The organism is Candidatus Edwardsbacteria bacterium, from assembly GCA_031082425.1.
Taxonomy (GTDB): Bacteria; Edwardsbacteria; AC1; order AC1; family EtOH8; genus UBA2226.
This window is the reverse complement of the sequence record JAVHLB010000010.1, coordinates 17,308-41,337: the sequence shown is the minus strand read 5'-3', so window position 1 is coordinate 41,337 and position 24,030 is coordinate 17,308. Positions and strand designations below refer to the sequence as shown.

General features: G+C 59.0%; 16 protein-coding genes. 14 read left to right on the top strand and 2 right to left on the bottom strand.

Annotated elements, in window-relative coordinates; translation table 11 throughout:
* Position 1 precedes the first annotated feature (1 nt).
* The 8 genes from RDU76_09990 to ahcY are packed head-to-tail and all read left to right on the top strand — an operon-like array spanning position 2 to position 8,859.
* Positions 2-715, top strand: a complete 714-nt coding sequence (locus RDU76_09990; protein ID MDQ7799253.1) for a class I SAM-dependent methyltransferase — start codon at positions 2-4, stop codon at positions 713-715.
* On the top strand, positions 712-2,583 hold the full coding sequence (locus RDU76_09985; protein ID MDQ7799252.1) for a nucleoside-diphosphate sugar epimerase/dehydratase: 1,872 nt from the start codon (positions 712-714) through the stop codon (positions 2,581-2,583). Before RDU76_09990 ends, RDU76_09985 begins: the two co-directional genes overlap by 4 nt.
* 1 nt (position 2,584) lies before the next feature.
* A complete protein-coding gene (locus RDU76_09980) occupies positions 2,585-3,775 on the top strand; it encodes a DegT/DnrJ/EryC1/StrS aminotransferase family protein (protein ID MDQ7799251.1) in 1,191 nt (396 codons plus the stop codon).
* An 11-nt stretch (positions 3,776-3,786) separates the two neighbouring features.
* Positions 3,787-4,362: an acyltransferase gene (locus RDU76_09975; protein ID MDQ7799250.1), complete on the top strand. Its 576-nt coding sequence runs from the start codon at positions 3,787-3,789 to the stop codon at positions 4,360-4,362.
* Entirely contained in the window at positions 4,362-5,435 is a 1,074-nt protein-coding gene (locus tag RDU76_09970; protein ID MDQ7799249.1) for a bifunctional phosphoglucose/phosphomannose isomerase, read from the top strand. Before RDU76_09975 ends, RDU76_09970 begins: the two co-directional genes overlap by 1 nt.
* Positions 5,432-6,409, top strand: coding sequence for a sugar phosphate nucleotidyltransferase (locus RDU76_09965; GenBank protein ID MDQ7799248.1), 978 nt, complete (start codon positions 5,432-5,434; stop codon positions 6,407-6,409). The genes RDU76_09970 and RDU76_09965 overlap by 4 nt, the downstream gene beginning before the upstream one ends.
* A gap of 34 nt (positions 6,410-6,443) precedes the next feature.
* Entirely contained in the window at positions 6,444-7,589 is a 1,146-nt protein-coding gene (metK, locus tag RDU76_09960; GenBank protein ID MDQ7799247.1) for a methionine adenosyltransferase, read from the top strand.
* 13 nt (positions 7,590-7,602) lie between these two features.
* Positions 7,603-8,859, top strand: coding sequence for an adenosylhomocysteinase (gene ahcY, locus RDU76_09955; protein MDQ7799246.1), 1,257 nt, complete (start codon positions 7,603-7,605; stop codon positions 8,857-8,859).
* A 185-nt stretch (positions 8,860-9,044) separates the two neighbouring features.
* Here the strand turns inward: ahcY and lptG are convergent, their stop codons facing one another.
* Positions 9,045-10,133, bottom strand: coding sequence for an LPS export ABC transporter permease LptG (gene lptG, locus RDU76_09950; GenBank protein ID MDQ7799245.1), 1,089 nt, complete (start codon positions 10,131-10,133; stop codon positions 9,045-9,047).
* A complete protein-coding gene (locus tag RDU76_09945; protein ID MDQ7799244.1) occupies positions 10,111-11,343 on the bottom strand; it encodes an LptF/LptG family permease in 1,233 nt (410 codons plus the stop codon). Before RDU76_09945 ends, lptG begins: the two co-directional genes overlap by 23 nt.
* 83 nt (positions 11,344-11,426) lie before the next feature.
* Here RDU76_09945 and RDU76_09940 point away from each other — a divergent pair, with 83 nt between their 5' ends.
* The 6 genes from RDU76_09940 (at position 11,427) to RDU76_09915 (ending at position 24,027) form a co-directional block, all read left to right on the top strand.
* The gene (locus RDU76_09940) at positions 11,427-17,072 is read left to right on the top strand and encodes a hypothetical protein (protein MDQ7799243.1); all 5,646 of its coding nucleotides are present in this window, start codon (positions 11,427-11,429) and stop codon (positions 17,070-17,072) included.
* Between the two features lie 19 nt (positions 17,073-17,091).
* Positions 17,092-17,514, top strand: coding sequence for a helix-hairpin-helix domain-containing protein (locus RDU76_09935; protein ID MDQ7799242.1), 423 nt, complete (start codon positions 17,092-17,094; stop codon positions 17,512-17,514).
* Positions 17,515-17,593: 79 nt separating this feature from the next.
* Positions 17,594-19,288, top strand: a complete 1,695-nt coding sequence (gene pilB / locus RDU76_09930) for a type IV-A pilus assembly ATPase PilB (protein ID MDQ7799241.1) — start codon at positions 17,594-17,596, stop codon at positions 19,286-19,288.
* A gap of 34 nt (positions 19,289-19,322) precedes the next feature.
* Complete coding sequence (locus tag RDU76_09925; protein ID MDQ7799240.1) at positions 19,323-21,050, top strand: ATPase, T2SS/T4P/T4SS family; 1,728 nt, start codon at positions 19,323-19,325, stop codon at positions 21,048-21,050.
* 39 nt (positions 21,051-21,089) lie between these two features.
* The gene (locus RDU76_09920; protein MDQ7799239.1) at positions 21,090-22,856 is read left to right on the top strand and encodes an ATPase, T2SS/T4P/T4SS family; all 1,767 of its coding nucleotides are present in this window, start codon (positions 21,090-21,092) and stop codon (positions 22,854-22,856) included.
* A gap of 100 nt (positions 22,857-22,956) precedes the next feature.
* Positions 22,957-24,027, top strand: coding sequence for a type IV pilus twitching motility protein PilT (locus RDU76_09915; GenBank protein MDQ7799238.1), 1,071 nt, complete (start codon positions 22,957-22,959; stop codon positions 24,025-24,027).
* Positions 24,028-24,030: the final 3 nt, after the last annotated feature.

Here is a 24,030-nt window from a genome sequence, read left to right as displayed (position 1 = left end):
TATGGATGAGGCGGCTCAAATAAAAAAAAGATACCAATCCCGGAAAAACTCCACCGGCGACCGGTACAGCCTGTTCAACCGGGGCAACCTGTTCATGCTGCAACAGCGGGAAAGGGTCCTGCTGAAACTTCTGGAGAAGAACGGCAAACGGAATTTCGGCGGTTATAAAATACTGGAGGTGGGCTGCGGGGAGGGATTCTGGCTGAGGGAGCTGATGAGATACGGGGCCGTCCCGGCCAATCTTTACGGGGTGGACCTTCTGTCCGAAAGGGTGGCCAGGGCCAGAGACCTGTACCCCAACATCAACATCACCCAGGGGAACTGCGAAACCCTGGCCTTTCCCGACCAGGAGTTCGACATCGTACTGCAGAGCACGGTATTCACCTCCATACTGTCGTCTCAGATGAAAAGGAACATCGCGGCCGAGATGCTCCGGGTGGTGCGCCGGGAGGGGATCATCCTGTGGTACGATTTCAGGTACGACAATCCAGTCAATCCCGACGTCAAGGGAATAAAAAGAAGCGAGATCGAAAATTTATTTCCCGGCTGTGGTTTTGATTTGAAAACCACCACCCTGGCCCCGCCCCTGTCACGCCGGCTGGCAGGATTCAGCTGGCCGCTGTGCGAAATGCTGTCCGGCATCGGGCCGCTGTGCACCCATCACCTGGCGGTGATCAAGCCCGGGCCCGGCCAGAACCACCAAGGATCGAAATGAGATATATAGAGAAAAAACGCCTGTGGATGCTTCTGGCGGACGTCCTGCTGCTGAACCTGTCGTTATGGCTGGCTTTCGGCCTCAGGTTCGACTGGACCATCCCCCAGTATTACCGGGCCGAGTATTTCCGGATCGCCCTGTTCATCACCATCCTAAGGGTCCTGCTGCTGTTCTTCTCCGGGATCTACCGGGGGGTCTGGAGATATATCGGGGTCAATGATCTGGTCAATATTTTCAAGGCAATCACCCTGGGCACTTTGCTTATAGCCGTTTCCTCATTTTTGGTGCGCCGGGTATATTTCGCCCGGGTGGTGATGGGCCTGGAATGGCTGGACGGATATCCCCTGAGCGTGATGGTGGCTGAATGGCTGGGCGACATCATCATGATCGGAGGGCTCCGCCTGGGATTGAGGATGTTCAATCAATATCAATCGGATGTCCATTCGAGAAACATAGAGCGCAAAAGGATCCTGATAGTCGGCGCCGGCGACGCCGGAGAGATGGTGGTCCGCCAGATGATGGCTCACCCGGAATACGGCTACCAGCCGGTGGGTTTCATCGACGATGACCCCAAGAAAAGCGGCCGGGAGATCCACCGGATCCCCATCCTGGGGGGGCGGGCGGACATCGACCGTCTGGCGGAGGAAAACAAGGTCCAGGAGATAATAATCGCCATTCCTTCGGCCCCGGGCTCGGTGGTCAGGGAGGTGGTCGAGCAGTGCCATTCGGCCAGGCTGAAGTTCAAGATCGTCCCGGGGATAAGGGAGATAATCGAAGGCGGGGTCAGCATCAACCAGATCCGGGATATCGAGCTGGAGGACCTGCTGCGGCGGCCCCCGGTGAATGTGGCGCTGGACGAGATCGCCGGCTATCTGACCGACAGGACCGTGGTGGTCACCGGGGCCGGGGGGTCGATCGGCTCGGAGCTTTGCCGCCAGATCGTTCTCTTAAACCCCAGGTCGCTGATCCTGCTGGGCAAGGGCGAGAACAGCCTTTATGAGATCGCCGCCGAACTTACCCGCAGCCACCCGGGGCAACATACCGAGACCCTGATCTGCGACGTGGCTGACGTCAAAAGGGTGGGTCATATATTCGCCAAATACAAGCCCCAGGTGGTTTTTCATGCTGCGGCCCACAAGCATGTCCCGATGATGGAACATAATCCCGGCGAGGCGGTCAAGAACAACATCTTCGGCACCAAGGCGGTGGCCGAGGCGGCGATGAAGCACCAAGCCGAGAGGTTCGTCCTGATCTCCACCGACAAGGCGGTCAATCCCTCCAGCGTGATGGGGGCCACCAAGCGCATCTCGGAAAAAGTGATAATGTCCCTGGTGGGCCGGGACCGCACCAAATTCATGGCGGTGCGTTTCGGCAACGTTCTGGGCAGCCGCGGCAGCGTGGTCCCCCTGTTCAAAAAACAGATCGCCGCCGGAGGGCCGGTCACGGTCACCCATCCGGATATGGAAAGGTATTTCATGACCATCCCCGAAGCCGTCCAGCTGGTTATCCAGGCCGGGGCCATGGGGAAGGGCGGGGAGGTGTTCGTGCTGGACATGGGCCAGCCGGTAAAGATAGTGGACCTGGCCCGGGACATGATCAAGCTCTCGGGGTTCGAACCCGATTCGGAGATCAAGATCGAATTCACCGGTCTGCGGCCGGGGGAGAAGCTCTACGAGGAGCTGTTGACGGCCGAGGAGGGGGTGGGAGCCACCAAGCATGCCCAGATCTTCATGGTCAGGGGGAAACATGCCAGGCTGAAGGAACTGTCGGAAATTTTGCCGGCCCTGCAGAGGGCCGCAGTATCGGGCGAACCTGACAAGGTGGTGGGATCCATCAGGAAGATATTACCCAACTTCAGGGATGACTAAAATGCAGGAAGAGAGATATTCTAACCGGCCCCGGCGGGAAACCATGCTGCCGTTCTCCCCGCCCGATATCGGACAGGAGGAGATAGATGAGGTGGTGGATTCCCTGCGCTCCGGGTGGATAACCACCGGACCCAAGACCGCCAGGTTCGAACAGGCGCTGGGGGGGTACCTGGGGTGCGAAAATGTCATAGCTTTGAACTCCGCCACCGCCGGACTGTTCCTGTGCCTGAAGACCCTGGGTATCGGCCCGGGCGATGAAGTGATAACCACCCCTTACACCTTTGCCGCCACCGTCAACGTGATCCTGCATGCCGGTGCGCTTCCTGTTCTGGCGGATGTCCGCCGGGAGGATTTCAACATTGATCCGGCAATGATCGAGAAAGCCGTAACTCCCAGAACCAGGGCGGTGATCCCGGTGCATTTTGCCGGCCGAAGCTGCGATATGGATGCCATCGGCGCCATCGCCCAAAAACATGATCTGGCGGTCATCGAGGATGCCGCCCACGCCATCGGTGCGGAATACCGGGGCCGGAAGATAGGCTCCATCAGCCGCTTCACGGTCTTCAGTTTCCATGCGGTCAAGAATCTCACCACCGGGGAGGGCGGGGCGGTGACCACCGACGATGGCGGAATGGCCGACCGGCTCCGGGCCATGGCCCTGCACGGGATGAACAAGGATGCCTGGAAAAGATTCGCCCCCGGGGGTAAGTGGCAGTACGATATCGTCGCCCCGGGCTATAAATATAACATGATGGACCTCCAGGCTGGCCTGGGTATTCACCAGTTGGGCAAATTGGAAGGCAACCTGGTCAAGCGGAAAAATATCGTGGATCGGTACCGTAACGGGCTGTCCGGTATCCCCCATATTGTCCTGCCCGGGGATCCCGTCGACGGCCGCCACTGCTGGCATCTTTTCCCGCTGCTGATAGATTTTGCCAAATTGAAGATCGGCCGGGACCGATTCATCGAACTGCTGCTGCAGGAGAACATCAGCAGTAACGTGCATTACCTGCCGGTGCATCTGTTCACCTACTACCGCGAACATCTGGGGTTCAAGCCCGGCGATCTCCCGGTGGCGGAGGAACTGTCGGCCCGAGAGGTCACCCTGCCGTTGTATACCCGGTTGACGCCGGACGATGTGGACGATGTCATCTGCGCCGTAAGAAAAATAATTTCCAATAACATAAAATAAAAGGTGCTTAAATGAGCGACTATTTTGTGCACGAGAGCGCATACGTGGACCAGCCGGCAGAGATCGGCAGCGGGACCAAGATATGGCATTTCAGCCATGTGTCGAAGGGGGCCAGGATCGGGCAGAACTGCTCGCTGGGCCAGAACGTCTACGTGGGCAGCCGGGTGGAGATCGGCCATAACTGCAAGATCCAGAACAACGTCTCGATCTACGACCTGGTGACCCTGGAGGACAACGTCTTCTGCGGGCCCTCCATGGTCTTCACCAATGACATGAACCCCCGGGCGGCCTTTCCCAAGGGCGGCAAATGGATCCCCACCCTGGTCAAGACCGGGGCCAGCCTGGGGGCCAACTGCACCATCGTCTGCGGCTACACCATAGGAAAGCATGCCTTTGTGGCGGCCGGCTCGGTGGCCCGTTTCGATGTTCCCGATTACGCCATCGTGGCCGGGGTGCCGGCCAAAATAATCGGCTGGATGTGCGAATGCGGGGGGCGGCTGGATTTCAAAAAATCGGACGAATGCACCTGCAGCGCCTGCCAGAGGCATTATAAAAAGCAGAACGAAACTCTAGTGGAAAAGATATAATGACCGATCTGGATAAAATTGACCAACCGCTGCTGGCCAGGCTGGACCCCTCCGGCATGGGAAAAATCATCGCAGATTTTCCCGGTCAATGCCGCCAGGCCGTAGAGATCGCCCGGAAAGCGGATGTCAAACTGCCCCGGGCCGGCTACCGCAATATCGTGATCTGCGGAATGGGCGGCTCGGCCATAGCCGGGGATGTCCTGGCTTCCTGCCTGGCCGAGACGCTGGCATTGGCGATCTTTGTCCAGCGAAACTACGGCCTGCCGGGGTGGGTGGGGACGGACGATCTGGTGGTAGCCAGCAGTTATTCCGGGGAGACCGAAGAGACCCTGTCTGATTTCGAGGAGGCCCTGAAGAGAAGATCCGCCGTGGCGGCCGTAACCTCCGGGGGAACATTAAAGGCAAGGTGCCTGTCTGGGGGTATCCCGTTCATAACCATTCCCGGCGGATTGCCTCCCCGGGGCGCCCTGGGCTACTCTTTTTTCAGCCTGCTGGGATTGCTCATATCCAACGGCCTGGTATCCGATCAGTCGGGAGCCCTGGATGAGACGATGGATATCCTGAAAAAGTTATCCGGTGATTATTCGGCCGACAAACCAGGCCGGGAGAATAAGGCCAAACAGATCGCCGGGGATATTTACGGCTGCCTGCCGGTGATTTACGCCTCCTCCGACCTGATGGCTCCGGTGGCCCGGCGCTGGGCCAACCAGCTGAACGAGAACGCCAAGATACTTTCCTATTGGGCGGCCATGCCGGAGCTGTGCCATAACGAGATCGTGGGGTGGGAGAAGCTGCCGGAGGTCGGGTCGAAGGCCAAGATATTGCTCCTGCAGGATTCCGGCGATCATCCCAGGAACCGCTTGCGTTTTGATGTGCTACAGGATATAATTACCACTGAGTCGGCCGGGATCATAAAAATTCAAAGCCAGGGCAGATCACCGCTGGCCCGGATGTTCTCCCTGTTGTATCTGGCTGATTTCATCAGCTATTATCTGGCGCTTTTAAATGAGGTGGATCCCATGCCGGTCAAGAGGATCGACCGTTTGAAATCGGTGCTCAAGGAAAGAAGATGAAGGTGATAATTCCGGTGGCCGGGGCCGGGACCCGCTTGCGGCCTCACACCCATACCATCCCCAAGGTCCTGATCTCGGTGGCTGGCAAGCCGATGATCGGCCATATCCTGGATCAATTGGTCGGCCTGCCGATAGACCAGATCGTGATGGTGGTGGGCCAGATGGGCGACCGGATCAAAGAATATGTGGACGGCCATTATAAATTCAAGGTAGAGTACATCGTTCAGCCGGAGGCCAAGGGCCTGGCCGACGCCATATACCTCTCCCGGGAGGCGGTTAAGAAGGACGACGCCCTGATAATCCTGGGCGATACCGTTTTCAGTACTGATTTTAAGAAGCTGTTATCCAAGAAGAACAGCCAGATAGGGGTCAAGGAGGTCAGCGATCCCCGGCGTTTCGGCGTGGTGGAGCACCAGCACGGCAAGATCACCAAACTGGTGGAGAAACCGGAGCATCCCAAAAGCAATCTGGCCATCGTCGGCATCTATCTGATCAAAGACATGCCGAAGCTTTACAGCGCCATCAGCACCCTGATGGAAAGGAACATCAGGACCAAGGGCGAATATCAGCTGACCGATGCCCTGCAACTGCTGCTCGACCGGGGCCAGACCATGGAGACCTTCGCCGTCGACGGTTGGTACGATTGCGGCAAGCCGGAGACCCTGCTGGACACCAACCGGCAGCTGCTTGACCTGCATCCCCAAAAATCCCTTAAAATCAAGGGGGTGGTCATCAACGACCCGGTGTCCATAGACCCCTCCGCCCGGATCGAAAAATCGGTGATCGGGCCCTATGTGTCGGTGGCCGCTGGGAGCCGTATAAAGAACGCCCTTATCAGCGACACCATCATCGGCCGGAACGTATGCCTGGACTCGATCATGCTGCAAAAATCCATCATAGGGGACAACGCCGTGGTCAGGGGCAAACAACGGAAACTGAGCGTGGGGGACGGCTCCGAAGTGGATCTATCATAAAAAAATATAAACCATAAAATTCAAGGAGCGTAAAATGACGGAGAGACACCTTTTGACTTCCGAGTCGGTGACCGAAGGGCATCCCGACAAGATGTGCGACCAGGTATCGGATGCGATACTGGATGCCATCCTGGATCAGGATATAAACGGCCGGGTGGCCTGCGAGACCCTGGTGACCACCGGGATGGTGCTGGTGGCGGGCGAGATATCGACCAATTGTTACATCGACATTCCCCGGCTGGTGCGGGAGACCATCAAGGATATCGGCTATACCGACGCCAAGAGCGGGTTCGATTACGAGACCTGCGCGGTGATCACCTCCATCCAGGAGCAGTCCTGCGACATCGCCATGGGGGTGGATACCGGCGGGGCCGGCGACCAGGGGATGATGTTCGGCTATGCCTGCAACGAGACCCCGGAGCTGATGCCGATGCCCATCAGCCTGGCCCACAAGCTGTGCAAGAGGCTGTCCGAGGTCCGCAAAAAGGGCGCCATGGACTACCTGCGCCCCGACGGCAAGTCCCAAGTGACCATCGAATACGTCAACGGCGTGCCCAAGAGGGTGGACACCATCGTGGTCTCCACCCAGCATGACGCCAATGTTTCCGAGGACAAGGTCAAGCGGGACATCATCAAGCATGTCATCAACCGGGTGGTGGACAGCAAGATGATGGACGACCGGACCAAGATCATGGTCAATCCCACCGGCCGGTTCGTGATCGGCGGGCCCCAGGGCGACACCGGGCTGACCGGGCGAAAGATCATCGTCGACACCTACGGCGGCATCGGACGCCACGGCGGCGGCTGCTTCTCCGGCAAGGACCCCACCAAGGTGGACCGCAGCGCGGCCTATGCCGCCAGGTACATCGCCAAGAACATTGTGGCCGCCGGCCTGGCCGCCCGCTGTGAGATCCAGCTGGCCTACGCCATCGGGGTGGCCGAGCCGGTGTCCATCATGGTGGAGACCTATGGCACCGGCAAGGTGGAGGATGCCAAACTGACCAAGCTGATCAGGCAGTACTTCGACCTGACCCCCCACGGGATCATCAACATGCTCAAACTGCGCCAGCCCATCTACCGCAAGACCGCCGCCTACGGCCATTTCGGGCGGGAGGATGAGGGCTTCCCCTGGGAGAAGACCGACCTGTCCGACAAACTTAAATCCGCAGCCAAGAAATAATTAGGAGAGATATATGAATTACGATATCAAGGACATCAAACTGGCCACCAAGGGCAAGAACCGGATAGAGTGGGCCGACAAATACATGCCGGTGCTGCAGACCATCCGGACCCGGTTTGAAAAGGACAAGCCGCTCAAGGGATACAAGATCTCGGCCTGCCTGCATGTCACCGCCGAGACCGCCAACCTGATGCGCACCCTCAAGGCCGGCGGGGCCGAGCTCCGGCTGTGCGCCTCCAATCCGCTGTCCACCCAGGATGACGTGGCCGCTTCGCTGGTCAAGGATTACGGCATCCAGACCTTCTCGGTCAAGGGCGAGGACAACAAGCTCTATTACAAGCACATCAACCAGGCCCTGGACCAGCGACCCCATATCACCATGGACGACGGGGCCGACCTGGTCTCCACCCTGCATACCACCCGTAAGGATCTTATCAAGAACATCATCGGCAGCACCGAGGAGACCACCACCGGCGTCATCCGCCTGCGCAGCATGCAGAAGGCCGGGACCCTGGCCTTTCCGGTGATCGCGGTCAACGATTCCCAGACCAAATACATGTTCGACAACCGCTACGGCACCGGGCAGAGCACCCTGGACGGCATCATCCGGGCTACCAATATCCTGCTGGCCGGCTCCACCGTGGTGGTGGCCGGCTACGGCTGGTGCGGCCGGGGGCTGGCCATGAGGGCCAGGGGGATGGGCTCCAACGTCATCATCACCGAGATAGATTCGGTCAAGGGGCTGGAGGCCGTGATGGACGGCTTCCGGGTGATGCCCATGTCCCAGGCCGCCAAGATCGGCGATGTCTTCGTGACCGTCACCGGCAATATCAACGTGGTCCGTCCGGAGCATTTCAAGGATATGAAGGACGGAGCCATCATCTGCAATTCCGGCCACTTCAACGTCGAGCTGGACATCGACGGCCTTAAAAAGATATCCCGGTCGGTCAGGACCACCCGGGAATTCGTGGAGGAGTACAGCCTCAAGAACGGCCGCAAGGTCATCATCCTGGGAGAGGGCCGGCTGATAAACCTGGCGGCGGCCGAGGGGCACCCGGCCAGCGTGATGGACATGAGCTTTGCCAATCAGGCCCTGGCTGCCGAGATGCTTATCAAGAAGGGCAAGGGCATGGATAAAAAGGTCTACGCCCTGCCGGTGGAGCTGGATAATAAGATCGCCCAGATCAAGCTGCAGGCCATGGGCACCAAGCTGGATGCCCTGACAGCCGAGCAGAAAAAATACTTGGCCTCCTGGGAGATGGGAACCTAAAATAACCAGTCATCAGAAATAATGCCTGACAGGCCGGAGCCTGTCAGGCATTACCTAAAAATTAGCGGAGCATATTTAACGACCGATCAACGTCAGCGGTAGCCACCGGAAGACCCTTTCAGTCCGGACCCCCAGGGCAATGTCTGTCCGGGGGCGGTGGTTATTGCCGGGCCGGATCGGTCTTTTTATTTGGGAGCCCGGTAGAGCAGGACGGCTCCGATGGCTCCGAATATGATGTTGGGCAGCCAGGCCGCCAGGATGGGCGAAAGTGTGGCGCTGTGCCCCAGGGCCCGGCCGGTCTGCAGCAATCCCCAAAAAACAAAACAGGTCAGCAACGATATGGCAAAGCCCGAGGCCGTGCTGCCTTTGCGGGAGTTGGAAAGCAGGGGAAGGCCGAACAGCAGGATGATAAAATTGGCGAAGGGGAATGACAGCTTGAGGTACAGGTCCACCACCGATTGCTGGACCGGGTTGCCGGATCTTTTAAGGCGGTCGATAAACTGGCGTAATTCGAGGAAACCCATCTCGTCGGGCAGCAGCTCGCGCTTGGAGAAGGAGGCCGGGGCCTCCTCATAGCCGGTGAGTTTCAACTGCTGCAGGCTGTCGGAGATCTCCGTGCCGTCGGGACGGAAATTCCGGATGATGACCTTTTGCAGCAGCCAGGCGTTTCCGGTCCAGACGCCTTTGGCCGCGTCTATCCGCTGCAAGATCCTGTTCTGCCGGTCGACCTGGAAAATGGAGACCGAATCCATCACCGCTTTTTCCACCTGGTATCTTTTGATGAAGAACTGGCGGCCCTGGCTGCCGTCGTACAGCAGGTTGAACCTGGTCTGGGGTTCCTGGGAGAGCTGCTTCTTTATCCGGACCCTCTCCAGGTTGCCTTTTTTCTGGTTGGTGACCGGCACGATGGTCTCGCCCACCGCCATCACCGCCAGGCTTATCAGCAGCCCCAATATGAACAGGGGGGCGAATATCCGGTAGAGGCTCAGCCCGGCGGCCTTCATGGCCACGATCTCGTGGTGGCGCGCCATCTGGCTGATGGTGGCCATGCTGGCCAGCAACATGGCCACCGGCAGGGTCAGGATCATGATATACGGTATCTGATAGATGTAGAACAGGGCCACCAGATGATAGGGCGCCCGGTGGTCGATGAACATATCCAGCTTTTCGAAGATATCCACCAGCACGAAGATCAGCACAAAGGCGGTCTGCGAAAAGATCAGCGATTTCAGGAATTCCCGGGTGAGGTATCTATCCAGTATTTTTATCGGCATATCGGTTCTTTTTGAATCTGAATTCATAATTCTTCCAGAACAGCAGGACCAGGCCGCAGCCTCCCAGCACCATGTTGGCGGCCCACATGGCCAGCACCGGGGAAAGGATCTGCCGGTCGGCCAGCTCCTCGCCGCCGATCAGGGCGATGTAATACAGGACGAAGAATCCCAGCGACAGCCCGAAGCTGACCCCTAGGTTTCCCTTGCGGGTGATGATGCCCAGGGGGGCCCCGATCAGGATGAACACCAGGCAGGCCGCCGGTATGGCCATCTTCTTCTGGATCTCCACCTGGTAGCGCCGGATCTCCGACACCCGGTTGTGGACCTCGGAGGACAGCTGGCTGAAACGGGGGGGCGGAAGATCGGAGCTGTCGGCCAGCTGGGCCTCCAGGGGCCTCAATTCCTTCCGGATATCGGCGATCACCTGATGCATCATGCCCGAGGACATCTCCCGGTCGCTGCGGTAGGTCCGCACCTGATGCTGGATCTGGGGGTCCATCGGCAGATACAGGATATGCTTTTTGAAACTGATGCGGTGGTAACGGGTCTGGTCCTCGGGGTCCAGCTGGTGGATCTCCCCGTCCATCAGCTCCAGCCTCAGCGAGGCGGCCTGGGGGGTCACCATCAGCCGCCCCCGGGATGCCAGGATGGTCCGGGGCTGGGAATTCCCCTTCTGCTCGTAGATGGTGATGTTGCCCAGATCCGAGGTTTTAGGGTCGATCCGCCGGATCAGGATATTATAATCGGGGAAGTCGGTGATGAAGATGTTCTCCTTGAGCTGCAGGGTGGGCTTGGTCTCGGAGATGTCCATCAGCAGGTTCTTGACCATGTGGTTGGTCTCGGGCATCAGGCGGTCGTTGAAAAAATACAGCCCGGCGGTCAGGATGATCCCGGCCAGGAAGGGGGCGATGACAAGCCTGATAAAGGGGGTCCCGCTGGACCTGATGGCCGTCAGCTCGTTGTCCTGGGCCAAGCGTCCGTAATTCATGATCACCGCCACCAGCACCGCCATGGGGATGGTCATGGTCAGCATGTAGGGGAGGCTCAGGAAGAACACCTTGCTGACCACCAGGATCGGCACCTTTTTCTGGATGATCATATTTATCAGCTCGAACAGCCGGTCCATCAGCAGAACGAAGGTCAGCACGGTCAGGGCCAGAAAAAACGGAAGGGCATGGCCCCTTATCAGATACCGGTCGATTATCTTCATAGACATATAATGTTATACGGTATTGGCGTAAAAAGCAAGAATTTTTATTGAAGTTGAAACATAAGCTGTGATAAACTAGCCATATGCTCCATAGAAAATCCAAAACATATCCGCTATCTTTAGCTGCCGTAATGGGGGCCCTGGCGTTGGCCGTGGCCGGGAAGGCCGGGGCCCAGGAATTCGGACCCCTGGAGGATATCACGGCGGATTATAATGCCGAAAGCTTCCGCAAAAGCGCCCAGACCAACAGCTATAGCATAGACTGCCGGCTGGGGCTGATGATGGAGCAGGAGCTTGTTTCCCAGCAGCCCTTTGCCATCCGGTATTACAGCTTGCCCGCCTTCTGGGAAAAACTGCGAACGGCCGGAACCGACAGCGTCTGGTCAAAGAATAATTATGCCTTTCTGTCAAAACCGCCCCAGGAGAGGACCGGGGAGGGGCTGATCCCCGATATCCAGATACCCATCCCGGGGCTGGGCAGGGCCTTCGGCTCCGGGGCCCAGATAAAGGTCAGCGGCAACCAGAAGATAACCGCCGGATACGACCGGACCACTTATAACCAGATCGGCCGGGACCTGGACGCCAATGCCACCACCGATGACAACAAGATAAACATCAAGCAGGAGCAGCGGGTGAACCTGGAGGGGGTGATCGGGGACCGGGTCCATGTTCTGATCGATTACGACAGCGAGGCCGAAATTGACAAGCGCAGCAAGGTCCGCCTGCGGTACGAGGGCAAGGAGGACGAGGTGCTGCAGAGCCTGGAGGCCGGCGACACCGAATTTTCCCTGAGCGGCTCCTCGCTGGTGGGCGGGCTGACCACGGTCCACAAGGGCCTGTTCGGGCTGAAGGGGGTGGCCCGGCTGGGGGGGTTCGAATTGACGGCCATCGCCAGCAAGGACGAGGGACAGAGCCAGACCAACACCTTCTCCGGCTCGAACGTAACGATCCCCGTATCTCATCTGGACAATGAATTCATGCAGTATACGGTATATGAGATCATTCCCGGCGGGTTGGCGGGTGATACCATCGAGGCGGTGAAGGTTTATATCAAGAATGATTATGTCACCACCAATGCCACCACCCATTATCTTAAAGATCGGAGCTGGCGGGATTTCAGGGGGATTGCCCGGGATACCATTTACGGCCCGGTTAAAATGGACATCAAGACCGAGATCACCGATTTCATCCTGGACGATGCCGTCAGCGGGCGGATAATCCTGACCAACAGCATCTATGACCAATCGGTGCTGGGGGTGGCCTACAAGACCAAAAACGGCGGCTATTATCCCAGCAAGCACGATTTCGACAATTCGGACACCCTGATGCTGGTGAAGCCGGCCAACTGCCAGCCCCCGGATTCCATAAACGGCTACTGCTGGAATTATGAAAAGAGAAATTATTATTCGCTGAACGGACGGGGCATCGATTTCTCCACCCTGAGCATGAAACTGCAATACCGCAAAGAGAACGAATGGGTGGACAATGATTCGGCCAGCCAGAAGACATTTCTGGAGCTGCTGGGCCTGGAGAACGCCGGGGCCCTGTACGATAATTATATCAACCAGGAGGAGGGCTATTTCTTCTTCCCCCAGGACCAGCCGTTCCTGTCCCCGGCCCTGCCGGACAGCTGTCCCGATATCTACCGGGTGAAGAATCTGACCAATTATTCCGCCAAATACCGCTTTGTGATCACCTACAAGTCCACCGTGGCCATGTATTCCCTGAATGCCCCGGGGCGCCTGCTGGAGGGCACGGTCAGCGTCACCCTGAACGGATCACCGGTCTCCTCCAGCGAATACACGGTGGACTACGAAATGGGCACCGTCACCTTCAACGACCGGATCAAGACCATCCTCCAGGGCAGCAGTGCCGACCTTAAGATAGATTACCAGTACCTGCCGTCGTTCGCTTTGGGGTCCAAGACCCTGGCCGGCCTGAGGGGCATCTATAAATTCGGGGATAACGGGCAGCTGGGCGGCACCTGGCTGTACCGCAGCGAGCAGACCCCGGACGAAAAGCCCCGGCTGGGCGAGGAGCCCCGCCGGATAATCGTGGCCGGGCTGGACGGAAGCTACCAGGCCGCCCCCGATTTTCTCACCAACTGGACCAATGCCCTGCCCCTGGTGGAGACCGAGGCCCCGTCAAACTTCAAGCTGACCGGAGAGATCGCCGGCAACTTCCCCAACCCCAACACCAAGGGCCAGGTGTACATTGACGATATGGACGGCAGCAAGGTGTCCGACGAGTTCAACCTGAGCCGTTCGGCCTGGGTGCGCTCCAGCGTCCCCCCGGGCAGGACCGATACCATGCTGGCCAAAACATATTACTGGTACAACCCCACCACCCAGGTCACCATGAAGGAGATCAACCCCGCCATCACCGATGAGACCCAGAGGAACGAAACCATCAGGACCTTGTTCCTGAAGTATGAAGCCGGACATCAGGACACCCTGAGCTCCTGGGCCGGGGTCACCCAGTTGTTGAGCAAGACCGGGCTGGACCTGAGCCAGAGCAAACTGCTGAACCTCTGGATAAGGGGCTTGAACAGCAAGGGAGTGGTCCATATAGATATCGGCCGGAACATCAGCGAGGATCAGGTTTGGTGGACCAGGAAGGGCTTGCATCCCCAGAACAATAAAGTGGACTGCGAGCCTTTGAACCTCAACCGGGAGCCGGTCTATACCGATGCCCACGACATCGGCCTGGACCGGGCAAGGGGGAATGACAGCACTTATTCGGCCTCATCGGGCGACGACGGGGCCGATGATTATGTGGTTGACATAACCAAACCGGATTACAGCAAAATAAACGGGACCGAGCGCAACGGGTATTACGATACCGAGGATCTCAAGATGAACGGCCTGGATTCCATGGATATACCCCAACTGGGCGATAATTATTACAGCTTCCGCTTCGACCTTTCCCAGAGCCAGGCCAACCAGTATGGCTGGCACCAGCTGTCAGCCCTGCTGGACACCGCCCAGCCGGTGGGCCCCCAGCTGGGTTGGAATTCCATCCAGTATGCCCGGATCTGGGTGGACAGCTGCCCGGCCAGCACCGCCTTCGAGATAGCCATGATAGAGGTCAGCGGCAACCGCTGGCAGGAGGAGGGGGTGTTCTCTGACGACACCCTCGACGCCGTCGACCCCTCCGAAAAATTCACCATCGAGGTGAAGAACAACCGGGATGACTCTCTTTATAGCAGCCCTCCCAATACCGAACAGAAGGACGACCAGGGAAGGGTGGAGTTCGAGCAGAGCCTGGTTTTCAACATCGACAGCCTGGGCTCCGGGCATTATGTCAAAGCCGGGAAAATACTGCGGGACAGGGAGAACAATTACACCGGATATAAGACCCTGAAGATCTGGGTCCACAGCAACGCCAGCACCCAGGTCAGGAAATCGTTCGCTTTGCGGCTGATCGGCAACGATCCCAACAGCTACTATCAATACCGGCAGGCCCTGTCCTCCGGCTGGCAGGAAATGACCATGGACATTCTATCCTTCAGCGACCTGAAAAAACTGCCGTTCCCGGCCGATACCGCCGACAAGATCAGGACCAGCGGCAGCTATTCCCTGAAGGGCAATCCCAGCCTGATCAGCCTGACCCGCATCGAACTGTGCGTTTTCAACGACGATACCGCCAGGATCTTCAGCGACGAGGTGTGGTTCGACGAACTGCGGCTGGACGATGTCCGCCGGGACCGGGGCACCGCCATAGTCTCCAGCGCCTCGATCAACTTTGCCGACCTGTTATCGCTCAACGCCGCATACAAAAAGACCGGAAGCCACTGGTACGGGATCAACACCAACGGCACCGGGAGCGGATCCCAGGATATCAGCTACAGCCTGAACGGCAGCTTCAACGCCCATAAACTGTATCTGGAACGGCTGGGGCTGGCCCTTCCCATCGGCTTCCGATACGATGAATCCCAGCAGTATGGCGAATACGGGGCCGACGATATCAGGCTTACCGAGGAGGAGAGCCGGGCCCAGAGGGCCTTCTCCCGGAATGCCGGGTTTGACGTTTCCTTCTCCAAGAGCATGACCCGCTGGTGGCTGACCAATCTTACCATCGACCGGATCTCGCCCCGGTTCAATTGGAGCCGCAGCGTCTCCGACAGCCGGACCACGGCGGACAGCACCACCTCCACCGGTCTGAGCCTGGGATATGGCTGGAGCCCGGGAGAGAAAAAATCCTTCAAGACCTGGCCGGGATGGCAATTCTATTATCTGCCCAGCTCCTTCGGTCTGGGATGGTCCCGCAGCCAAACGCAGCACTGGTATTGGGACAAGCTCACCGGTGTCAGGAACACCAACGGCAGCGGGGACACCCGAAACGGGCAGGGACAGCTCTCCTGGCAGCTGATGAACTCATTGAGCTACTCCTTCAACACCACCCGGAACCTGAAGGACCGGTTCTTTCAGGGGGAATGGGCCGGAAAGCTCGGCCTGGGGTCCGAGACCTCCCGTTCCCAGAGGGTGAACTACAGCACCACCCTGGGCTGGCTGAAGGTCATCAAGCCCAGCCTGGCCTTCTCCACCCAATACAGCGAGGGCCACAGCCTGGCCCCCCGGCCCAGCATGGTGGACACCTTTCACCTGCTGAACGTCAGCAATTCCAACAGCCTGTCCCTGAACAGCAGCCTGGAGGTGGGCAAATGGCTGGCCAAGGTGACCGGCTGGCGCAACAAGGCCCAGGACGATTCGGCCGAGGTGGGAAGCCCCCGCTGGCTGGTAAAAAAGATCGATTATCTGTTCAACAAGCTGGGGGGGGTCCAGGCCTCCTTCAGCCGCGATAACTCCAGCCAGGCATCGAACCTGCTGATGAGGCGCCCCGATCTGTTGTACCAGTTCGGCCTTAAGCAGCAGGTGGCGGATATCCCCCGGTATTTCCAGACCGGCGCCGACCGCAATACCATCCGCAACTCATATTCCCTGGGCACCAGCCTGGAGCTGATGAGGCTGTCGCTGAACCTTTCCTTCCGCCGCAGCGACGACACCATCATTGTGGGCGATGCCCAGAACTCCAGCCGCAGCGTCACCTGGCCTGAGCTGAGGGCCACCCTGGCCGGCCTGGAGAGATGGGGCCTGTGGAAAAAGGCCCTGAACAGCGCCAGCCTGACCTCCTCTTACAGCCGGACCATCGACAAGACCTGGGAGAACCAGAAGGCCCTGGTCAGGATCTCCACCAAGAACAATTTCAGCCCGATACTTTCCATGTCCGGGAGATGGAAGAAGAACATCAGCACCAGCCTGGCCTTTGATTACAGCAGCCAGAAGAACGACGACATCATCGGGCAGGGGCGGGACACCTACAACCAGACCTTTAAGACCAGCAGTTCCGTTTCCTATTCCTTCAGCGCCCCCAAGGGTTTCAAGCTCAACCTGTGGAAGCTGGGAAAAAAACGGATAAAATTCAACAGCGAGCTCGGCCTGCAATCACAATTCAGCTACTCCATCATCGGCGCCAGGAATGCCATTCCGGAAGGGGAGTTGGCCGCCCTGAAACAGCTGCTGGCCGAGACCAGCTATGAAAAGATAACCGAACTGGGATACACCTCGCTGGTCCACGAATTTGCCATGTCGCCCAGCGCCAGCTATAATTTCACCCGGAGCATCACCGGGTCGGCCTCGGTCGATTACAGCTTCACCAGCGACAAGATAGCCAAGAACAACAACCGCAACCGGACGGCCTTCAATGCCTCGGTGGAGATCAAGTTTTAACGCTTGATTGGTGGAAAATATGTTCGGGTTGACGCCGGATGAAAAAAAGGTGATAATCTTTTTTATGGCGGCCCTGGCCCTGGGCAATGCCGTGCTGCTCTACAAGAAAAGCCATCCCGGCGCCGCCCCGGAGCTTAAATACGGCGGGCCGGACCTGCCCCGGGCCATCGAACAGCCGGGATCATTTCCGGCCGCCCCGGAAGCTGCGGCAAAAAATCGATGGCCGGTCAAAAAGCTCCCGGCCGGAAAGATAGACCTCAACCGGGCCGGGCCGCGGGACCTGGAGAAGCTTCCGGCCATCGGTCCGGCCATGGCCAAAAGAATAATTGACTTCAGGAAGGAATCCGGCGATTTCCAAAAAATCGAGGACCTGATGAAGGTCAAGGGCATCGGCCATAAAAAATTCAACCGGCTCAGGGAGCATGTGTTTGTAGACCATTAAGGGCCATCAAGTTAAAAGACAAATTGCTTGACATTTGCAACTTGCATATGCTATATTGTTTCAAATTGAGGGAGATGCTATGGGATTGAAATTAGGCGACATGCTGGTGCAGTCCGGCCTGATCAGCAAAGATCAGCTGGACAAGGCCCTGGCCGAGCAAAAAAGCTCCGGAGCCAAGCTGGGCTCCAGCCTTATCAAGCTGGGATTTATGACCGAAGATTCCATCACCCAGTTCCTGGGCAAGCAGCTCAACCTTCCCACGGTCAATCTTTCCACCGCCGAACTGGATCCCCAGGTGCTGAAACTTATCCCCCCGGAAATAGCCCAGAAATTCCAGGTGATGCCTATCAAGCGGACCGGGCGGACCCTGTTCCTGGCCATGTCCAACGCCGCCGACGTGTTCACCATGGAGAATATCGCCTTCCTCACCGGGATGGAGGTCAAGCCGGTGGTTTGCGCCGAGACCTCGCTGGAGAAGGCTTTGGACAAGTATTACGGCAGCACCACCCGGGCCGAGGCCCTGAAGTCGGTGGAGCAGGAGATCGCCGCCGAGGACATGGAGCTGGTGGAGAAGGACATGGATGAGGTGGCCAGCCAGGCCGAGATCGAATCCACCCCGGTGGTGAAACTGGTCAACAGCATCGTCATCGACGCCATCAAGCGCGGGGCGTCGGACATCCACATAGAGCCCTACGAAAAGATCCTGAGGGTGCGCTACCGGATAGACGGGGTCCTCCAGGAGACCATGTCGCCGCCCCGCCGGATCTCGGCGGCCCTGGCCTCGCGCATCAAGGTGCTTTCCAAATTGAACCTCACCGAACGGCGCCTGCCGCAGGATGGAAGGTTCTCCATCAAACTTATCGACCGGACCGTGGATCTGCGGGTGTCCACCATGCCCATCAAATACGGCGAGAAGATCGTCATCCGGGTGCTGGAGCAGACCAGCCTGGGCGGCGACCTGACCCAGCTGGGCATCGAGGGCAAGGCCCTGGATGATATTCTGAAAGCCCTGACCCGGCCCACCGGCATGATACTGGTCACCGGTCCCACCGGTTCGGGCAAGACCCGCACCCTCTATTCCGGCATCTCCCGCCTGAACAAACCCGGGGTCAACATCGTCACCGCCGAGGATCCGGTGGAATACGACATTGTGGGGATCAACCAGGTCAACGTCCGCCCGGAGATCGGCTATACCTTTGCCAAGGCCCTGAAGGCCTTTTTGCGGCAGGACCCCAACATCGTGCTGGTGGGGGAGATCCGGGACCGGGAGACCGGCGAGATCGCCATGACCGCGGCCATGACCGGACATCTGGTGCTGTCCACCCTGCATACCAATGACGCCCCCAGCTCGCTGAACCGCCTGCTGGATATGGAGATCCCGCCCTTCCTGATAGCCGCCACGGTGAACCTGATCGAGGCCCAGCGCCTGGTCAGGCGCGTCTGCTCAAAATGCAAGGAGCCGGAGAAGATATCTTCGGAGGAGATGGTCAAGATGGGGATCGATCCCGCCAGCTTCCAGGGGGTGGAGCTGTTCAAGGGCAAGGGCTGCCTGGAGTGCAACAACACCGGATACAAGGGCCGGGTGGGGGTGTTTGAGGTGATGACCATCGGCCCCGAGATAAGAAGGCTGATAGTCTCCCGGGCCTCCACCGATGAGATCAGGGAGATGGCGGTCAAATTGGGGATGAAGACCCTGCGGGAGGATGCCCTGGACAAGGTCAGAAAGGGCATCACCACCTTGGAGGCGGCCATCGTGGAGACGGCCTCGGATTGAAATATCAACAGCTAAACTTTAAATAAGACATGACATGGCGTTAAAAGTCGGAGACATGCTCCTCAAGGCCGGGATGATCAGTGCGGAGCAGCTGGATCAGGCCCTCAAGGAACAGCAGACCTCGGGCCAGAGGCTGGGCTCCCTGCTGGTGAAAATGGGATTTGTCACCGAGGACGAGGTGGTGGCCTTCCTGAGCAAGCAGTTCAACGTCCCCTCGGTCAACCTGAACGATTACAAGATTGACGAGCCCATCCTCAAACTGATACCGCCCCATATAGCCCAGAAGTACGGACTGATCCCCCTGTCGCGCCTGGGGCGGAGCGTGACCGTGGCCATGGTCAACCCCAACGATGTCCTGGCCATGGAGGACATAAAATTCTCCACCGGTTTCGAGGTCCGCCCGGTGATAGCCTCCGAGGCCGCCATCTGGTCGGCCATCGACAAGCAATACGGCTCGGCCGGGATGCTGGAGGACGTGATGAAGGCCATGGATGAGGCCGAGGCCGACGTGGATGCCGGGGATCTGGAGGTCCTGGAGGAACAGCAGGAGTCGGGTGGAGATTCGGCCTCGGAGATGGCCGCGGCCATCGAGAGCAGTCCGGCGGCCAAGCTGGTCAACGGCCTGATAGCCGAGGCGGTCAAGCGCAATGCCACCGACATCCACATCGAGCCCTATGAGAAGGAGATCCGGGTCCGGATGTCGGTCTACGGCGTGCTGCACGAGGTGATGTCTCCCCCCTTAAGGATGAAGAGCTCCATCGCGGCCCGGATAAAGATCATCGCCAAATTGAAGATCGAGGAAAAGCGCTTTCCCCAGGACGGCCGCCTGCGGATGATCATCCAGGGCAAGCCGATAGACATCCGGGTGTCCATCATCCCCACCGCCTTCGGGGAGAAGGTGGCCCTGCGCATCCTGGACCGCAGCGCGGTGTCCTTCGACCTGCCCACCCTGGGGTTCGAGCCGGAGCCGCTGAAATATCTGTTGAAGGCCATCCAGACGCCCTTCGGGATCGTGCTGGTCACCGGGCCCACCGGCTCCGGCAAGACCACCACCATGTACGCCTGCCTGGAATCCATCAACCACCCGGACACCAATATCATGACCGCCGAGGAGCCGGTGGAGTACAGCCTGATGGGGGTCAATCAGGTGGCGGTGCACGAGGAGGGCGGCACCACCTTCACCGCCGCCCTGAAGGCTTTTTTAAGACAGGACCCCAACATCATCATGGTGGGGGAGATCCGCGACCGGCAGACGGCCGAGATCGCCATCCGGTCATCGCTCACCGGGCATCTGGTGCTGTCCACCGTCCACACCAACAGCGCCTCGCTGACCATCACCCGGCTGGTGGACATGGGGGTGGAGCCGTTCATGATCGCCTCTTCGCTGCTGCTGGTGGAATCCCAGCGGCTGGTCCGCAAGATCTGCTCCTACTGCAAGGAGCAGTACCAGCCGGAGGAAAAGATGCTGCGCGAATTTTTGGGCGACAAGGCGGATATAGCTAAATTCACCGCCTTCCGGGGCAAGGGCTGTTCGGAGTGCCGCAATACCGGATACAAGGGCCGGATCGGCCTGGCCGAGATCCTGCCGATCAGCCCGGCCATCAGGGACCTGATCCTGGAACGGGCCCCCACCTTCAAGATAGAGGCCCAGGCCGTGAAGGACGGGATGTCCACCCTGCGGATGGACGGCATCCACAAGGTCCGCAGCGGGATAACCACCATCGAAGAGGTCATCAAGGAGACCGTGGCCGCCGCCGATTAATTGAGATAATCAAACACATCACAGATCGATTGTTGATATATGGCGCAAAACATAGCCGACATGCTTTTGAAGATGGGGCTCCTGACCAAGGCCCAGTACGACCAGGCCTCCCTGGAGCAGAAGAACAGCAACGAGCCGCTGGCCGCCACCATGGTCCGGATGGGGATGGTCACCGAGAACGTGGCCATGCAGTTCATGTCCCGGCAGTTCACGGTGCCGGCCATGGACCTGAGCAATTTCCAGGTGGAGCCGGCGGTCATCAAGCTGATCCGGCCGGACATCGCCAACAAATTCATGGTGATCCCGATAAAACGCCTGGGCCGGGCCCTGACCCTGGCCATGATCGACCCCTCCGACATCTTCGCTTTGGAGGATATCAAATTCCTCACCGGGCTGGATGTCAAGCCGGTGGTGGCCAGCTATTCGGCCGTCAAGAAACTGCTGGAACAGCACTATCCGCTGGGCAAGGACGTCCAGGTGATCGCCTCCGGCGGCCAGCTGAGCCAGGTCAAGGACGAGGCCATCGAGAGCCTGCCGGATGAGGAGTCGGCCCTGGAGGGGCTGGGGGGCGACATCGAGATGGAGATGGTGGACGACCTGGAGCAGGACGAGGACCTGGCCGATGCCCAGCAGGCCGGCTCCTCCACTCCGGTGGTCAAGATGGTGAATTACATCATGACCGAGGCGGTCCGTCGCGGGGCCTCGGACATCCATGTGGAGCCCTATGAGAAGGTGTTCCGGATAAGACTGCGGCAGGACGGCGTGCTGCAGACCCTGATGGAGCCCCCCATGCGGATGAAGGCCCCGCTGGTCTCCCGCATCAAGATCATGTCCAAGCTGGATGTCACCGAGCGCCGCAAGCCCCAGGACGGCCGGATCGCCATCAAGGTGCTCAACAAGAAGATAGACCTCCGGGTCTCCACTCTGCCGGTACTGTTCGGGGAGAAGGTGGTGATGCGTATCCTGGACGCCGGATCGCTGACCCTGGACCTGGCCAACTTCGGTTTTACCGAGCTGGCCCTGAAGAATTTCATGAAGGCCATCCATGCCCCCTACGGCATAGTCCTGATCACCGGCCCCACCGGATCGGGAAAGACCACCACCCTGTATTCCGCCCTGTCCCAGCTGAACACCCCGGACCGGCACATCCTGACGGTGGAGGATCCCATCGAATACAACCTGAAAGGGGTCAACCAGGTCCAGGCCGAGCTGGGCATAGGCTTTACCTTTGAGGTGGCTCTCCGGGCCATGCTGCGGCAGGCCCCCAACATCATCATGCTGGGCGAGATCCGCGACGGCCCCACCGCCGCCATTGCGGTCAAGGCCGCCCTGACCGGACACCTGGTGCTGTCCACCCTGCATACCAACGACGCCCCGTCGTCGGTCAGCCGTCTGATCGACATGGGGATCGAGCCGTTCCTGGTGGCCTCGTCCACCGTGCTGATCCAGGCCCAGCGGCTGGTGCGTCGGATCTGCAAGGCTTGCAAGGAGCCGTTTCAGGTCAATCCCCAGTCCCTGATCGACATGGGGTTCAAGGCTGAGGAGGTGGCCGGGGTCACCTATTACAAGGGCCGGGGCTGCCCCATCTGCAACAACACCGGCTACAAGGGCCGGGTGGGGCTCTACGAGGTGATGCCCATCTCTCCCGACATCAGGGACCTGATACTGAACCGGGAGGCGGTGACCACCATCAGGGCCAAGGCGGTGGAGCAGGGCATGCTGACCCTGCGGATGGACGCCTGGGGCAAGGTCAAACAGGGCCTGACCACGGTGGAGGAGATGTTCCGCGAGACCGCCGAGGGATAGCTCAAATATAAAAACGTAAAAACCAAAACCTGAAAGGTTGATCCCGAATATTCCCCTGTTCCCGCGGTAAAATGAATATAAAATAAGGATGGGCAAAAGCATGTTGACTCTTACCCAACTCCTGGAGGAGATGATCCAGAAGAAGGGGAGCGATCTGCACCTGACGGTGGGCGTACCGCCGGTGATTCGGGTGGACGGCGAACTGATGCAGACCTCCCACGAGTCCCTCACTCCGCAAATGACAGAGCAGCTGGCCTACAGCATCCTGAAGGACACCCAGAAGAAACGCTTTGAGACCGAGCGGGAGCTGGACCTGTCCATCGGCATCCAGGGGCTGTCCCGTTTCCGGGGCAACATCTTCCTACAGCGGGGCTGCGTGGCCATGGCCATGCGGGTGATCCCCTGGGAGATCCGCTCCTTCCAGGCCCTGGGCCTGCCGCCCATCGCCGCCGCCCTGGCCGACAAACCCAAGGGGCTGGTGCTGGTCACCGGGCCCACCGGCTCGGGCAAATCCACCACCCTGGCCACCATGATCGACAAGATCAACAGCGAGCGTCGGGGGCACATCATCACCGTCGAGGATCCCATCGAGTACATCCATCATCATAAAAAATGCATCATCAACCAGCGGGAACTGGAATCGGACACCAAGAGCTTCAAGAACGCCCTGAAATACGCCCTGCGCCAGGACCCCGACGTGGTGCTGGTGGGCGAGATGCGGGACCTGGAGACCATAGAATCGGCCCTGCACATCTCCGAGACCGGCCACCTGACACTGGCCACCCTGCACACCAACTCGGCGGCCGAATCCATCCACCGCATAGTCGACGTTTTCCCCCCCTACCAGCAGCCCCAGGTGCGGGCCCAGCTGGCCTTCGTGCTGGAGGGGGTGATCACCCAGCAGCTGATCCCCATGACCCGGGGCGGTCGGGCCCTGTGCCTGGAGGTGATGGTCTGCACCCCGGCCATCAAGGCCCTGATCCGGGACGACAAGGTCCACCAGATATATTCCTCGATGCAGGCCGGGCAGAAATACGGCATGCAGACCATGAACCAGTCGCTGATGAACCTGTTCCTGGAGAAGAAGATCACCCTGGACACCGCCTTCGATTATACCTCCAACGTCGAGGAGCTGGACCAGATGATCAAGAAGCGCCAGGCGGTGGTGTAATCA